Raw genomic sequence first — 15,586 nt, 5'->3', positions numbered from 1 at the left:
AGGGAGTTTATTGCGCCAATGCACTACTTTGTTGAATCAGTAATAGTAATTCAGCGGTGGCTGTTGCATCAGCTAAAGCCCGGTGGTGATGGGTAAGTGATAGCTCAAAATGCGTAGATAAATTACCTAACGAATACGATTTAAGCCCAGGGAAGGCTTTGCGCGACTCGACAACGGTGCATAACTTCGGCATTTTAAAATAAATACCAGCACGTTCGCATTCTTTACGAATAAACCCATAATCAAAATTAACATTATGAGCTACAAATATCGTCCCTTTTAACTTATCAATGAGTTGGTATGCTATGTCAGAAAAGCAAGGTGCATTAGCCACCATTGCATCGGTAATTCCGGTTAACGACACTATAAATTTAGGAATACGCATTTGTGGGTTGATAAGGGTAGACCAAGAATCTATCACCTTTGCATGCTGTATTTTAACTAGGCCAATTTCAGTAATGCGATGGCCTCCTTTTAAGCTACCCGTGGTTTCTATGTCTATCACAGAGTAAATACGGTTTGGGTCATTCACCCACTTTACCGCGCCTATTGTTACATCAAATCCTACCTTTTTAAGGTTATCAATAGTGGTAAGTTGATTGCGCCTAAGTTTATCGCCCGGCGCTTTTACTTCTTCAAAGTGCAGCTTAGTTCCTTTTAAAATCATTAAATCGGGGTAGCCGTCTTTAAGTTGTTTAAACGAGACGGTCATATTTTTTAAATGGTTTTTTAATACAGTTAAAGGGCTATTTAAAATTAATGCTTCTAAAGGGACTAAAATCTCACTATGCCAGCGAAACAATGCGTTAGGTTGATTGTAATAATGCGCTGCATTTTTATTAATATGGGTGAGTAAATCATGCGCGGTTTGCCAAGCGTCTAAAAGGGCGTCTATTTGCGCATGTTGTGTTTTATAAAAACAGTCTGCTTTTAATACATGAGGTAATAAATCAAATTCATTACAAGCCGGGGTAGGAGTATCAATGTAAAGTGGATGCCAAAACACTAATCCAAACAGGCTTTGCCATAGTGTATTTTCGGTATTAAATACTTTAAATCCTCGCTGAGTGTAGTGTTCGTTGACTCCTTGCTCTACATTACCACGGTAAATTTCATCTATATTAATAATACATTGTGTATCAGCAAGCAGGGTACTTAACCGCGAGCGCGTTTGCTTATTAAATTTACGCATTAAAAAGTCATCGGCAAAGTATAAAATATCGTCATTCAGTGGGTTGACAATAATTTGCTCTAACTGGGCTTTTACCCATTGTTTATTGCCTTGTCTGTATTGCTCACGTATTTGTATTTCAATGGCTTCGGGGCTGTTTTCGCAGGCATTTAAAAGACTCAAACTTAAATCAATATCTTCTTTTTTTATTTGTTGATAAAGCCTAAGTAATAATTTGTTTTTAAGGTTTACCGCTAAAGCGTCCTGAGCTTCTTGGCTAATGACGTTGTGTGCTAAGTGATGGTAATCGTTGTGTGTTTTTGCATTTTTAAATACCCGTTTAAAGCAATTTAAAGCATAGTGAGACTGCGCTTCGTTTAGCGTTTCAAAACGAGCCACGCTTTTATTGTGACCGTGTCGTGTTGCTGTCACACCTAAATCACGTAATACAAAGCTATTTTGGTGGTTAATATCTGAGGTGCTTAATCGGCCCATGTATAAAAATTCAAAATACTCATAAACATCCGCTCGGTTATTAATTATATATTGCTCATAAAGAGTATTTAAATGCTCTGGCTCGGTGGCAAAAAACTCACAAGCTTGTGTTACGAGTACAGCCTTTGTCGCACTTTTTTTAATGCTAAGGGTCGGTGCAAACGACGCTAATATTTCAAGTAAAATAGGCTTTGTTAAGTGTGCCAGTACGACTTGGTAATGATCACGATTTGGATGAACAATTAGCTTTGTCTGTATTAGCTCTTTAAGTGCTTCTGTAGGGTGTTTTATTTCATCGTAATTAAGAGTGTTAATGGCCACAATAGTCGGTTTACGTGAATATATACGCGCTAACATACATTGGGCTTGCTCACCCAATGCACTGATTTTATTAATAAATACAAGGTGATTTTGTGCCAATAAATGGCCACACTCAGAGGTGATAAACGTCATTAGCTCATTAAAATGGGCTAAATAATATTTTGCCGGAAGCTCTTTTTTCATGGTTTTATTACATAAAATAACTGTATATAAAAACAGTATCTAGTGTTTTTAATGGAGTTTCAATCAAAGAGCGATTACTGAATATTAATAATCACTAAAAACAGATCCGTGTAGTTTTTGTATTCTCAATCGATTGTTAATTCACTGCGTTGTTTGTGATGCAGCTGGGTATAGGTGTATAGGCTGTATTGAGGACAAAAGCACTAATAGGGTGTAATTGTAGGAATTATTATGACTAAAAAATTAAAAGCACTTAATAAAGGTAATTTATTAAGTGCTTATGCTCATTATTATTGGGCAGTAGAAGGACTCAGTTTTAACTTACTAAAAGTAACTTGAACGTAATCGCCATTTGCTTTGTCTGTCTTCCAATCGCCCGTGCCTAAACAACCTGGGTACCAACCTGCTTTAGCAAGTTTAGTACTACATTGATTATAAGCACCTGCTTTAAAGTAATTCCAATCAGCGGTGTAGCCTAGTGGGTGGTCTTTTTCATCTACCTTGCCATAAGCATCAACGTTGTTAGCTAAGTTGATTGAGTAGTTAACATCAGGCTTGCCCTGAGCACTAAAGGTTAAATGCATAATATTGCCATGCACGTTTACGGTATAACTAAATTCTTCGCCTAATGCGATACCAGCATCGCCTGGTTCGTTAGGATTTTCCCATGTATTACCCCAAACAGGGTAGGTAATATCTTTACGAGCAGGATCGGTTTTAGGTAAGTTTCGTTCATAATTCCAAAATACAGAGCCTTTTTCATGGTCTGGCCATTTTTTAAAGTAAATTTTTAATGGTTCATTACCCCAACCAAATCCTAGATTTTTTTCAACTAATGCTTTGTCTTTACCTGCATGAATTTGCCCTACAACAACAGAGTATGCTGCAGATTTAGTTGGGTCAGTGGCTCTTGTTGCTACATGGTCAACTTTTAATGTCGCTTCCATTTTTCCACCAACCGCACCAAAGCGCTCTGATAGTGGGTGGGCATCGATAGCAAAGTTGTTTCCAGCATATTTGGTTTTAATTTTTGTATTACTACCACGAATCATTTGACGTAATTCGCTACGTGTATTGGTAGAGTTAGCCGTTGTAATTGCTTTATTAGGGGCCGCGAAAACCATACCGCCATTATCATCTAAATAAAAGAAATCAGGGTGAGCGTAACTTTGAATATCTTTTACGCTTACTTCATCAATTTTACCGTTATTATCTAAATCAACCGGAATGGTGATTTTCCAATGTGATAAATCAAATTTATCTGCCGGAACTGGGCCTTGAGATTGAGGCGTTTCGGTACTACCACACGCGGTTAACAGCGACAGTGATAAAGGAAGTAATGCACCTAATAAGGCTGTTTGTTTAACTCGATATTTTTTCATTATTATCTCTTTATAAGTGTAGTTTAAGTAGCGAGAATGATAATCCGCATTACTTTTACATATTTTAAAATGTGTGAAAAATGTCTGTGTTACGACAGTGAATAGCTAAAATATATCAGACCAATTATTAAAATCAACCATACCAAAGGTTGTTGCCGAAAAAGCGTGTACCTCTGAAATTGGTTAACCAAATTATTTTGGGCATATTAACTTTTATTGTGTTGCAACATGAGAGTGGTTTCTTAAAAATCGAAATAGAAAAACCCTTGTGGGAATGCTTATACAAAAATTAGGCATTTTAAGGTCTTATGCGCGCAGTGTTTAATTAATTTGCTAATGTAATGGCGTTTAATTTTTAATTTATGATGATTGTTTTTAGCTTTACAACCGGATAATTAATACGGAATTTAAAATAGATTGTGTAATTAAACTGTAAATACATATGGTTAAAATAGTTTATGTTACTTAACATTTAAGTTACAATAATTCGTTGTTTATAATTATATGATAAGGAAAGATATGGATTTTTCACAAATTGATGTAGAGCAGTTGTATACCAAAGCAACTGAAATGGTCGTCAGTTATGCCCCCAAAATATTGTTGGCGATAATTACTTTACTGATTGGTTTATGGGTTATTTCGCTAGTTGCACGTGCTTTAGAGTATGTATTAGAAAAACGTGATTTTAATCCATCTTTACGTAAGTGGTTAGGAAGTATGGCTGTTGTACTTCTAAAAGCATGTTTATTTATTTCTGTAATATCGATGATTGGTGTTCAAACAACGTCATTTATCGCTATTTTAGGTGCAGCAGGTTTAGCTGTAGGCTTAGCCTTACAAGGTAGTTTATCTAACTTTGCCGGTGGCGTGCTTATTTTAATGTTTAAGCCATTTAAAGTGGGTGACTATATTGCTGCTCAAGGTGAAGAAGGTGTTGTAGAAGCAATAGATGTATTTTGTACATTTTTAATAACGCTTGATAATCGCCGTATTATTTTACCTAACGGCCCACTTGCTAGTGAAAAAATTAACAATGTTACACACGAGCCAATTCGTCGTGTTGATTTAAGTGTTGGTATTAGTTACAACGCAAGTGTTGATGAAGCGCAAGCTGCTTTAATTTCAATGGCAAATAAAGACGAACGCGTATTAGGCGATACACCTCCATTTGTTGGTGTTGTTGGATATGGCGATAGTTCAATTGATTTAACTTTCCGCGTTTGGTGTAAAACAAGCGATTACTGGGATGTTTTCTTTGATATGAATAAAGCAATTAAACCGGCACTTGATGAGGCGAATATTGCAATTCCGTTCCCACAACGCGATGTACATCTTATAGCGGCAGATAAAGACTAGATTTTAGCTGTTTAATGTACTTTAAAAATAACGCTCGTTAGAGCGTTATTTTTTACTTCTTGGTGCGCCCATTAATATAAAAAGATGGCAAACACATACAGATAAAAACGCGCTGACTCCTAATGCGCCTCCATATCCATCTAGGATAGGGACTAAATAATTAAATAATATAGAAAATATAATGGCAGATGCGCCAATGGTGTATATACCAAAGCGCGAGGGGGCGCTCATACCAATAAAGGTACCACCAAAAAATAATAAGCTATATAAATCAACCTGATTGCTTAATAAATAAAACATACAATAGGCAACAAGCGACGTGATAGCCGATGCTTTTACCGGGTTGAAATATCGCCCCTTAGCAATATATGCCGTAGAGTAGGCGCCTACAAATGCGATTAAAGCTAAGGAATAATTCATAGCACTATACCTTTAGCCAACATATAAATCCCCACACTTACAAAAGCAACGCTCCCTAACTTACCACCAAACCCATGCAGGTGGTTTATAGTAAAAATAAATAAACCCGCCCCAATAAACGAAATAATAGCTAGCTCCCAATAACTCCCAATTAAATCAATAGAACACATGCCAGCAAAACTACCGGTATAAATAGCCGCGTTAGGATTGTTTTTATAGCGAGCAGGAAAAGGAATAAAAGCACCGATTAATCCTGTTAAGCACGAAGATAAAACTAAAGGAACGGCAAATGTGGTGTGCATTATAAAGCAGGTAATAGCACCACTTAAAAATGTACAGTATTTTAATAAAAAGGTTTTTAGCATTTTAAAGTGAAAGAATTAAAGTAACATAATTAGTATAATGTTAAAGGATGGATAATCTTTTGGCTATAAACCCGTGGTTTAAAATAAGCGCTGGCGCATTATTATTTATCAACTCATTGAAGGGTAACTTATTAAGTTTAATGTGAGTAAAGTAGCAGTTAAAATTTTAAAAAAATGGGGGGATTAATGCAATTATATATGGTGTACTTAGGTGGTCGCATGCAAGGCTGTCATATTGAAATGCATGACATACGTTTTGTAGTAGCTAACTGTATTGAAGATACATATGCAAAATTAAAATCTCAATGGGTAGGTGATAAAAACGCAGTACATATAGATAGTTATATGGCAATAAAGCATATTGATGGTTATAAAGTTGAGATAGTTGATACACCTGTTATACAAGCTCAGTATTTATATTTTGTAAATATAGGGGGTTATAAATCAGACTCTATGGCTGAACAACATGATTTTGGTTTATATGTAGCAGATAATAAAGAGCATGCTAAACAACGTGCCATAAATGAGATGTTATCTGGTTTGGATCAAATCCATAAAGATGATTTATATGGTGTAGATGACTGCTTTGCCATTGATTTATTTGATAGCCAGTTAAATATAAAGCTAACCCCAAGTGGCAAAGCACAAAAAATAAAGCCCGACTGGTATGGTTATCACGTTTTATAACCTAAATTCGAAAATTTGGTTTATTCGGGTTTTTCGTTCTTTTCACTTTTAGCAGCCATTTTAAAAGCAACAACAACCAGTAAAAACATAGCAAATGGTAATGCCGCAAGCAGGTATTCAACATAATTATTATTTTGAAAATGTGCTTGCATAAAAAAGTGCCCAACAACACACATTAAAATAACAATGAATAATATAGGTAATAGCCTAAGCTCTTTTTTTGATGAATGGTTGGTCATATTTAATAATGAAATAATGAAATTGTGCGCCATTGTAATAAGCGAATTAGGAAGGGTCAAACACATCAGATTTTTAATCTGTTTTTAGGTATTATGAGTCGTTCAAATAAAAGTATATGGAAACAAAGTGAAGCATAGTTTAAAGCAGGTGTATCTTGTCGGTGGAGCCGTACGTGATTTACTACTAAATATAGAGTCGAAAGATAATGACTATGTAGTGATAGGTGAAACACCTGAGACGATGCAGTCGTTGGGCTTTTTGCCTATTGGTAGTGATTTTCCTGTTTTTTTACATCCAAAAACTAAAGAAGAATACGCACTTGGTCGCACAGAACGTAAAAGCGGCAAAGGCTATACCGGATTTGTAGTAGACGCCAGCCCAAAAGTAACGTTAGAAGAAGACTTAGCAAGGCGAGACTTAACAATTAACTCGATGGCCCTTGATGATGAAAATAATATTATTGATCCCTTTAATGGCCAAGTTGACTTAAAAAATAAAATATTACGTCATACGACCAATGCCTTTGTAGAAGATCCTGTGAGGGTGTTACGTATAGCGCGCTTTTTAGCTCGCTATGGTGATGAATGGCAAATTCACCCAACAACATATAAATTAATGTATGACCTTAAAGATCAAGGTGAGTTAGATCATTTAGTTCCCGAGAGAGTGTGGCTTGAAACAGAAAAAGCACTTAACGAAAAACACCCCGAATTATTTTTTAAAGCATTGCATGGCTTAGGGATTTTTCCTGAAATAGAGCAAATGGAAAATATACCGCAACCTGTTAAACATCACCCTGAAGGTGATGTATTTGTTCACACTATGTTAGTTCTCAAGCGGGCCGCAGAATTAAACTTTAATATAGAAACCCGCTTTGCCGCATTAACACATGACTTTGGTAAGCCAATTAGTTTTAAAAAACAGGGCAATTTACGAGGACATGAGCGTGAAGGTGTAACGGTAGTTAAACAGTTTTGCAAACGATTAAAAGTACCTAATCGACTTCGTGATATTGCTATATTAACCAGTGACAACCATACGCTTTGTCACACGGTAGATCAGCTAAGAGCACAGACGATCCATAAGCTTATTGTTACAAATATGAATGCTTTGGTGCACCCTGAGCGTTTTATTGCATTTTTACATGCATGCCAATGTGATGCACAAGGCCGTGGAGATCTTCATAAAGATAAACCATACCCTCAAGCTGCAAAGTTAATGGCTATTTTTACTGAGTTACAAAAAATGGATAAAAAAACGATTGTGAAAACGGCATTAGAAAAAGGTAAAAAAGGACCTGAGATTAGCGAATATATGAAGCTTGAAGAAATAAACTGCATTAAAAAGCTGCTTGCAAGTGATACATTAAATCACTAATTTAAATAGCGAGCTAACTCGGTTAAAGGCGATTCCTCGAGCTCACGAAAGTCCCTTTCTTTAGGAGGGCGGCAGACTTCTTGTTCTGTGCTACTTTCAGCTGTTCCATATAAATCGAAAATAAAATCTAACTCTTCACGATCTAGGGGGTTATTCATAATTACTCCAGCGTTTGCAAACATTGATAACACACTATCAAGTTAGGACTGAATTACGGGTGAATAGTTTCCCAATCAAATGTATTAAATTGTAAATTAGTGTTCGATATAACTTAAATTTAAAACAAACACCCCCCTTATATAAAAAGCCCAACCCAGCCTGATTAAAGGAGGGAGCATTTGGGTTTTTTAACCCTTATCGAGCGTTAACGGAAGTGTTACTGTAAATGTGACTCCGTTTTTATCTGTATTGTTACATGCTGTTACGTTGCCATTATGGTATTCGCTTATTAGTCTTACTATATAAAGCCCTAAACCTAAGTGCGGTTGTTTTTGCATTTTTTGACTACGGACAGACACCATTGAGTCAAAAATATGTTTAGTTAACTCTTTGGGCAGTAGTGGCCCTGTGTTACTTACTTTTAAAATGGCTTGATGGCTATTTTTTTTAAGACTGAGTGTTATAGGGGTCTGAGCTTCACAAAACTCCAGCGCGTTGTTAATGAGTTTATCGAGTAGCTGCGCTATAAATTCAGGTGCGCCTTGCATATTTAAAGGGTGTTTGCATATATCTAAATTAAATTTTTGGTTGGGGTAGGTGAGTTGATACCCTTGCATGCAGCCCGTTATTACCTTTTGTATATCGAAAGGTTCTGCTTCGCAGTTTTGAATACTTTGTTCTAATCGTGTTGCTTCGCTCATGGTACTAATTATTTTAGCTAAACGCTCAACACCTTCACTGGCGCGGTCTAAGTACTTTTGGCTCGGTTCATTTTGTGGCAAACTTTGTAAGTTTTCTAACGAGGATCTTACAACTGCCACGGGGGTGCGTAGTTCGTGAGATAACCTTGATGACATATTTTCTAAATAATCGGTGTAGCCACCCAACCGGCTTACTATATTAGAAAAACTGCGCGATAAATCCCCAATTTCATCGTTTGCATCGGTGTAATTTATATTACCCGTTACCCGCCCTTGTGCATCAATAGCTTGCTCTGCTGAATCTCTTAAACGTCTAATTCGGCTTGATATACGGCTTGCGAAGAAAAACAACGTGATCGTGCCAATTAACATAGCGGCTAATATAACGTTAAATAGTTTTTCTAGTGATTTATTTCGTAGTGTCCGTACGCCATTTGTTGTTTCCTCTGCTATCACGGCGCCTATTACTTTATTTTCAATCCAAATAGGGTAGGCGGCAGACAAAATAACGGCTTTATTATCGGGTGTGATCCGCCATGATGAGGCTGCATTCCCTTGTAATGCTTGAGCTAGATGACTCCCTTGCATTGCAGCTACATCGTGTAAAGTATCTAAAAACTCATTTTCTGGGCGGGTTAAAATTTTATAATAAAGTGGATGTAAATATGTTTGCTCAAAGTGTTGCCATAAATTTTTAGGTGGTTGAGTTTTAAGGCCATCGGCCCATACGCCATCGGCACTTTGTATGTTACCCGATTGAGCCAGTACTCGATGATGATTATCGACGACCCAAATACGACTACCGCTGTGCCCCATTCCTTTTAAAATTCGGTTTATTTCTGGTGAGGGCACTAATACCGATCCTAAATCATTTGGATTATTTAAATTTGAGGTCGACATTTCTTTGGTTTTTATAGGGAGGGCATTACTATCGGTGTCGATTATTGCAAATCCTAGCTTATTTCCAAGCATCGCTAAGGGAAAGCGTAACTCTAGGTTGTAGCCAGAGTCGGTGTTATTAAAAAAACCTTGAATTTTTGTCATGGGCGCTTTGGTTGTGGCGTCAAAAGCATTTACCCAGCCATTTTCTCTCGGGGCAATAATATAACTTTTAAACTCATTTTGTGGGGTTTTAAAACCCATTTTTATATAGTCGTTATTACGAATGCTCAGGCTGTTTGCTGGTCTATAAATTACTTTGTTATCAGTTACTTTAAATGCGGCGTAAAGGTAGCTACCATATTTTCCAACCATATGCTCAAACGACAAGTCGGTTTCATCGTGCTGTGTATTAGCCGCTTTTAAATAGCGCTTATCGTAATGCCAAAACAATGGTTGATAGTTTTGCCAGTCGTTTAGTTTAGCATCCAGTTGTATTGGTTTTTTTAAGTCGTATGCATATAAATCTCGTCCCTTTATCACTTGTTCTAAAAAGTTAGTTTGTTGATCGAACAAGGCTGGTCGTTCATGTAATGCAGTTGCTAATGCTCTGGTTGTCCCTACTAATGTTTTTTCTTGGCCTTGGCGCAAAAACTTTTCCATTTCCCATACATACTCATAACCTAACCAAGGAAGTAAAAATAAAAAACACGACAGCACGATAAACTTACTGCGTAGGCCAAATCTAAGCATTAGTGATGCTCCCACCTATAACCCATTCCATAAACGGTATCTATGCAGTTAAACAGACTATCTTGCGCTATAAATTTTTTACGTATGCGTTTTACGTGAGAAGTTATCGTACTATCGTCGACAAAAATTTTTGCGTCACTCATTAAGTCGTTACGGCTTTTTACATGACCAGGGCGTTGAGCCAGCGAGTGCAACATCCAAAATTCGGTTATGGTTAAATCAATTAACTGTTGCTGCCAAAATACCTGCATGCGTTGAGTGTCGAGCGTTAATGGGCCTCGAGTAATGAGCGCATTGACATCGGCAGGCTGCTCTAGTGCTTCCATGCGTCTAAATAAAGCACCAATTCGCGCAGCTAAATGTGCAAGGCTAATATCTTTTGTTAGGTAGTCGTCAGCCCCCATCCTCAGACCACATACGGTATCTATTTCACTATCGCGGGCAGTTAAAAAAATAATAGGTAAGGTTTTAGACAGCGACCGTAATGTTTGGCACAGTAAAAAACCGCCATCTATTTCGTGTCCTAAGCCTATATCGACTATCGCTAAGTCGGGTAATGCATTTTTAAATTCGGCTTCAGCACTTGCTCTATCACTGTAACCACTTACTTTATAACCTTGAGCGCTTAGCATTTCTATGTAGTTATCTCTAATGGCTGTCTCATCTTCAATGATGGCTATTTTTTTCATTATGCTTTTATCCTTTGCGCTTTTAATTAGCACTATATCTAAGTTTTTGTTGTAAGTACGGCCAAAAATACAATTGCCATTTTTTTGCCACAATTGCTCATCAGTTTGCCACTTTTACTCCCTTTTAATGCCATTCGACCTTGTTTTAATAGCACCATCAAAACAAATACCATATTTAATATTAAGGGTTTAATTATGAAGAAGACATTAATCGCATTAGTACTAAGCAGCTTTTTGTGTGCACCTACAATGGCTGCTCAATCGCAGGTTCAAGAAGCGCATACCGAAACGGCGATAGGCTTAGGAACCGGTGCGCTAGTCGGCGGTGTCGTAGCGGGGCCATTTGGGGCATTTATAGGCGCATTTGTAGGAGGATTATTGGGAGACTCAAAGGTTGCCAACGATCAAATTGCTCAGCAACAAAAAGCGATTGCGGTTATGCAAAGTAAAACGAACGACTATCAGCAAGTGATAGCACAAAACAACATACTACAAGAACAAGTTGAAATACTTGCAAACAAAAATGAAGAGTTATCGCAATCTCAATTAAATAATGTATTAGCAATGAGCGTTCAATTTAAAACCGGTTCAAGCGTTATAGAGCCTCATTTTATAAAGCAACTTGAAAGCCTAGTACAAATATTAAATAACCAGCCTCAAATGGCATTAGATTTAACGGGGTTTGCCGATCAGCGAGGCGACGAACAAGCTAATTTATTACTCTCTAAAGCCAGAGCAAGCGCGGTTTATAGTTACTTAATTAAGCAGGGAATAAGCCATCATAGATTAACGATGCAGGCATTAGGTGAGCAGCATTCAGTTACCAATAACAATACAATTGAAGATAACGTGTTCGATCGCCGTGTCACCCTCACTACAAAAGCCCACAACAATAGTAATCAAATGGCTAGCAATTAAAGCTAGGTAGCAATGGAGTGATTCTTATGAGTAAACCAAGCAAAGTACTTACCCTTAAACGGGTAAGTTCTTTTATTTTAGTGTTTTTATCATTATTTGTTAGCTTTTATAGCGCGGCGCAATCAGCCCAATTAAGGTTGTTTGATACAAAAGGAGTGCTTGCAAAACCGGCAATTAGCCTTTCAAGTAACGCAACGATGACTGTAACAGGGTTAATAAACCATGTGGTTGTCACTCAGCGTTATAAAAATATAAACCCGTTTGCGGTTAATGCGCGTTATGTATTTCCTTTATCTGCGGAAAGTGCAGTACATGCAATGACGATGCGTATTGGAGAGCGTGTTATTAAAGGTCAAATTGATAAAAAGGTCATTGCAGAGCAAAAATATCAACAAGCCAAGCAAGCTGGAAAACACGCCGCTTTAGTTTCTCAGCAACGCGCAAATATGTTTACAACCGATGTGGCAAACATTGGGCCGAGCGAAGAGGTTGAAATTACCCTCGAATACCAAGAGATTATTAATTATCGAGAAGGTGTATTTTCAATTCGCTTTCCCACGACGATAACACCACGATACCATCCAATAAATGGGACGCTAGAAAATAGCCATGCAAGTGAGCAAACGCTGCCTTCTGGCTGGTTAGCCCCTATTTTTGCATCGTCAAAACCCAGTTTAAACAATGATCACACCCCCAATACAGCCTTATTTAACCTTTCTATAGCAATTAACATGGGCTTAGAGCTGGTTGATATAAATGCTAAACACCACCGTGTTGTTGTGAGTAATAATGCATTTGGTCAGTACGAAGTACTGTTAAATCAAACGGCTGAATTAAATCGCGATTTTGTTTTAGAATTTAAACCCTTACAAACAGCCCATGCTCAAGCAGCCTTTTTTACACAAGAGCATGATTTAGAGCAATATGGACTTGCAATGTTATTACCGCCAAGCGATTACTTTAGTAGCTCACAGCGTTTACCACGTGAAATGGTATTTGTCGTTGATACGTCAGGTTCAATGCATGGTCAATCAATAGAGCAAGCAAAAAGCGCGCTATATTACGCATTATCGTTACTTGATAGCGACGACAGTTTTAATATTATTGCCTTTGATAACCTTGTAAACCCAATGAGCGAAATGCCTTTGGTTGCTAATGACTTTAACTTACGTCGTGCCGAGCGTTTTGTTTATGGATTAAAGGCCGATGGAGGGACTGAAATTCAAGGCGCATTAAATGCCGTACTAGATGGCTCTCAATTAGGTGGATTTGTTCGCCAAGTTGTATTTATAACCGATGGCAGCGTGAGTAATGAAGATGCGTTATTTAAAAGTATAAGTACTCATTTAGGCGATAGCCGTTTATTTACTGTTGGTATTGGTAGTGCGCCAAATAGTTATTTTATGCGCCGTGCCGCCGATGTAGGTAAGGGCTCATTTACTTTTATTGGTAACACGGCTGAGGTTCAACCTAAAATGCAGGCGTTATTTGATAAGCTTGCACATCCTGCAATTACCGATTTAAATTTAACCGACGAAACGGGAACTCCATTAGATTTTTGGCCTTCACCTTTACCCGATTTATACTTTGGTGAACCTATGATGGTGGCTATAAAACTAGGAAAAACTAAAAATATAGTGCTGTCGGGGCAGACCGCACAAGGGCCATTACAAATAAAGTTAAATAGTAAAAATAGCGGATTAGCAAAAGGTATAGATAAGCTATGGGCGAGACAAAAAATAAAATCATTATTGCTTTACAACGATAAAGACAAAGTGAAACAACAAGTGCAAACATTAGCACTTACACATCAATTGCTTAGTCCGTTTACTTCGTTTGTTGCCATAGAGCAATCAATAACTAACACAATAGCTGATCGCACAATCCAGGCAAAAAACCAATTACCACAGGGTATGACAATACAATTACCGCAAACCGATGGACAAAGTCGTATACAAATGCTTTTTGGGGTCATTATTTTATTAAGCTTAGCTTTAATTAAGTTTACGTTTGTTGGTAAGCGCTAAAATGAAAAAATATGCGGTATTGGCTTTCGCGTTACTGGGGATAAGTTTGTTTGCTCATGGTTTTTATATGCAAGGAAAAGCATGGTTAGCTCAAAGACTTATTGAGCAAGCGTGGGAGCAAGCATTAGTTAAACCTCGCACCAAAGTAAAACCGTGGTTTTATGCCGATAGCTATGTAACAGGCCAGGTTAACTGGCCTACACGAGAAAAAAAATTAACCTTATTAGCAGGCGCTACAGGACGTAATTTGGCGTTTGCGCCAAGCCACTTTTTACCTTCTGCAAAATTGGGAGAGCACAACAAAGCCGTGTTAATTGCAGGACATAATGATACTCACTTTGCATTTTTAGCAGATGTAACACAAGGTGAGCATTTTACTTTGCAATTGCAAAATGGTGAATTACAGCATTACCAAGTAACTAAAATCGATATTATTCACCAATCAGATAGCGCGTTTTTAAATGTACCCGGTTTATACTTAATGACATGCTACCCGTTTGACTCTTTAACCTCAGGTACCGATTTAAGGTTATTGGTATCGGCAACGTTAGTGTCATCTTCAAGAGGGGGGTCTATTATTACTTCTTGATGGCGTTGGCTTATCATAACCCCGACAAAGACCACAAATATGCTGACCCATTGCCACAGGTTAAGCACTTCACCTAATAAAATGGCCGACATGATTAGCGTAAAAATAGGAATTAAATTTGAATAGGCCGCGGCGGTGAGTACCGATACTTTGCTTATTGCATAGTTATACATACCATAGCCACCTAAAGTCACACACGAACCTAAATATAAGATACTTAACAAAGCAGCTAGATCGTGCTGATTTTCACTTGGCAAATCTATAAAAAACAAAAAAGGTGCAAAAAATAAGCTACCACTTATTCCTTGTAAAGCGATTAATGTTAAAGGCGAATAGCGGTTAGCTAAGTGCTTAATACTTACCGTATAAAATGCAGCACATACCATAGCTAATAACTCTAAAAAGTTGCCTAGTAATGGATTGGGGGCCTGTTGTGAATTAGGCGAAAGTAATGTGAGTAATATGCTACCGCCAATGCATAAAGTAAAACCAACCACAATGGCCTTACTAATATGTTCTTTAAGAAGAAAAAACGCCAACAAAGCCACAATAATAGGTAAACACGACACAATAACTCCGGCTTGGCTTGCCGAGGTGTACTGCATTGCGTGGCCTTCAAATAAAAAATATAAACAAGGCTCAGCAAGCGACATAGCAAATAAATACTTCCAATCACCGACACGATACTCAAAGCGAATGACATAACGCCACAAGCAAATAGCAAGTACTAAAGTGGTGAGCATGCGTAAAAATATGACCAAGGCAGGGTCATAAATAGCAATGGCATATTTAAGGGCTATAAATGAGCTACCCCACAAAAAGGTGGCAATAATTAAGCATAAACTGGCTGGCATAACGAGTAATTTTAAATAAG

15 protein-coding genes are annotated in these 15,586 nt (G+C 37.6%); 6 read left to right on the top strand and 9 right to left on the bottom strand.

Annotation, left to right across the window (positions count from 1 at the left end):
- Nucleotides 1–7 precede the first annotated feature (7 nt).
- Complete coding sequence (locus J8L70_RS02090; RefSeq protein WP_211053812.1) at nt 8–2,170, bottom strand: exonuclease domain-containing protein; 2,163 nt, start codon at nt 2,168–2,170, stop codon at nt 8–10.
- Between the two features lie 290 nt (nt 2,171–2,460).
- A complete protein-coding gene (locus J8L70_RS02085; protein ID WP_211053811.1) occupies nt 2,461–3,552 on the bottom strand; it encodes a polysaccharide lyase family 7 protein in 1,092 nt (363 codons plus the stop codon).
- 519 nt (nt 3,553–4,071) lie between these two features.
- On the opposite strand from J8L70_RS02085, the gene J8L70_RS02080 reads away from it, so the two are divergent.
- On the top strand, nt 4,072–4,908 hold the full coding sequence (locus J8L70_RS02080) for a mechanosensitive ion channel domain-containing protein (protein WP_211053810.1): 837 nt from the start codon (nt 4,072–4,074) through the stop codon (nt 4,906–4,908).
- Between the two features lie 45 nt (nt 4,909–4,953).
- On the opposite strand, the gene J8L70_RS02075 is transcribed toward J8L70_RS02080, so the two are convergent.
- Nucleotides 4,954–5,328: a hypothetical protein gene (locus tag J8L70_RS02075; RefSeq protein ID WP_211053809.1), complete on the bottom strand. Its 375-nt coding sequence runs from the start codon at nt 5,326–5,328 to the stop codon at nt 4,954–4,956.
- Entirely contained in the window at nt 5,325–5,630 is a 306-nt protein-coding gene (locus J8L70_RS02070) for a hypothetical protein (RefSeq protein ID WP_247664651.1), read from the bottom strand. Before J8L70_RS02070 ends, J8L70_RS02075 begins: the two co-directional genes overlap by 4 nt.
- Nucleotides 5,631–5,879: 249 nt before the next feature.
- On the opposite strand from J8L70_RS02070, the gene J8L70_RS02065 reads away from it, so the two are divergent.
- On the top strand, nt 5,880–6,380 hold the full coding sequence (locus tag J8L70_RS02065; protein ID WP_211053807.1) for a DUF1543 domain-containing protein: 501 nt from the start codon (nt 5,880–5,882) through the stop codon (nt 6,378–6,380).
- 20 nt (nt 6,381–6,400) lie between these two features.
- Here the strand turns inward: J8L70_RS02065 and J8L70_RS02060 are convergent, their stop codons facing one another.
- On the bottom strand, nt 6,401–6,619 hold the full coding sequence (locus J8L70_RS02060) for a hypothetical protein (RefSeq protein ID WP_211053995.1): 219 nt from the start codon (nt 6,617–6,619) through the stop codon (nt 6,401–6,403).
- A gap of 127 nt (nt 6,620–6,746) precedes the next feature.
- Between J8L70_RS02060 and J8L70_RS02055 the strand changes: the two genes are divergently transcribed.
- Nucleotides 6,747–7,997 (top strand): multifunctional CCA addition/repair protein, encoded by a 1,251-nt coding sequence (locus J8L70_RS02055; RefSeq protein WP_211053806.1) that lies wholly within the window; start codon nt 6,747–6,749, stop codon nt 7,995–7,997.
- Here J8L70_RS02055 and J8L70_RS02050 read toward each other — a convergent pair.
- The 3 genes from J8L70_RS02050 to pdsR form a co-directional block, all read right to left on the bottom strand.
- Entirely contained in the window at nt 7,994–8,155 is a 162-nt protein-coding gene (locus tag J8L70_RS02050; RefSeq protein ID WP_211053805.1) for a hypothetical protein, read from the bottom strand. The two genes, J8L70_RS02055 and J8L70_RS02050, sit on opposite strands and share 4 nt — an antisense overlap.
- Nucleotides 8,156–8,344: 189 nt before the next feature.
- On the bottom strand, nt 8,345–10,489 hold the full coding sequence (gene pdsS, locus J8L70_RS02045; RefSeq protein ID WP_211053804.1) for a proteobacterial dedicated sortase system histidine kinase: 2,145 nt from the start codon (nt 10,487–10,489) through the stop codon (nt 8,345–8,347).
- Nucleotides 10,489–11,178 (bottom strand): proteobacterial dedicated sortase system response regulator, encoded by a 690-nt coding sequence (gene pdsR / locus J8L70_RS02040; RefSeq protein WP_211053803.1) that lies wholly within the window; start codon nt 11,176–11,178, stop codon nt 10,489–10,491. The genes pdsS and pdsR overlap by 1 nt, the downstream gene beginning before the upstream one ends.
- Nucleotides 11,179–11,373: 195 nt before the next feature.
- Between pdsR and pdsO the strand changes: the two genes are divergently transcribed.
- The 3 genes from pdsO to J8L70_RS02025 are packed head-to-tail and all read left to right on the top strand — an operon-like array spanning nt 11,374 to nt 14,712.
- Complete coding sequence (pdsO, locus tag J8L70_RS02035) at nt 11,374–12,096, top strand: sortase-associated OmpA-like protein PdsO (RefSeq protein WP_211053802.1); 723 nt, start codon at nt 11,374–11,376, stop codon at nt 12,094–12,096.
- Nucleotides 12,097–12,122: 26 nt separating this feature from the next.
- Entirely contained in the window at nt 12,123–14,123 is a 2,001-nt protein-coding gene (locus tag J8L70_RS02030) for a marine proteobacterial sortase target protein (protein WP_211053801.1), read from the top strand.
- A 1-nt stretch (nt 14,124) separates the two neighbouring features.
- Nucleotides 14,125–14,712 carry a class GN sortase gene (locus J8L70_RS02025; protein WP_211053800.1) on the top strand — a complete coding sequence of 196 codons (588 nt, stop codon included), beginning with the start codon at nt 14,125–14,127 and terminating at the stop codon, nt 14,710–14,712.
- On the opposite strand, the gene J8L70_RS02020 is transcribed toward J8L70_RS02025, so the two are convergent.
- Entirely contained in the window at nt 14,613–15,566 is a 954-nt protein-coding gene (locus tag J8L70_RS02020; RefSeq protein ID WP_211053799.1) for a DMT family transporter, read from the bottom strand. The two genes, J8L70_RS02025 and J8L70_RS02020, sit on opposite strands and share 100 nt — an antisense overlap.
- Nucleotides 15,567–15,586 lie beyond the last annotated feature (20 nt).

Source organism: Pseudoalteromonas sp. MMG010, assembly GCF_018100905.1.
Classification (GTDB): domain Bacteria; phylum Pseudomonadota; class Gammaproteobacteria; order Enterobacterales; family Alteromonadaceae; genus Pseudoalteromonas.
This window is presented reverse-complemented; position numbering and strand designations above follow the sequence as displayed.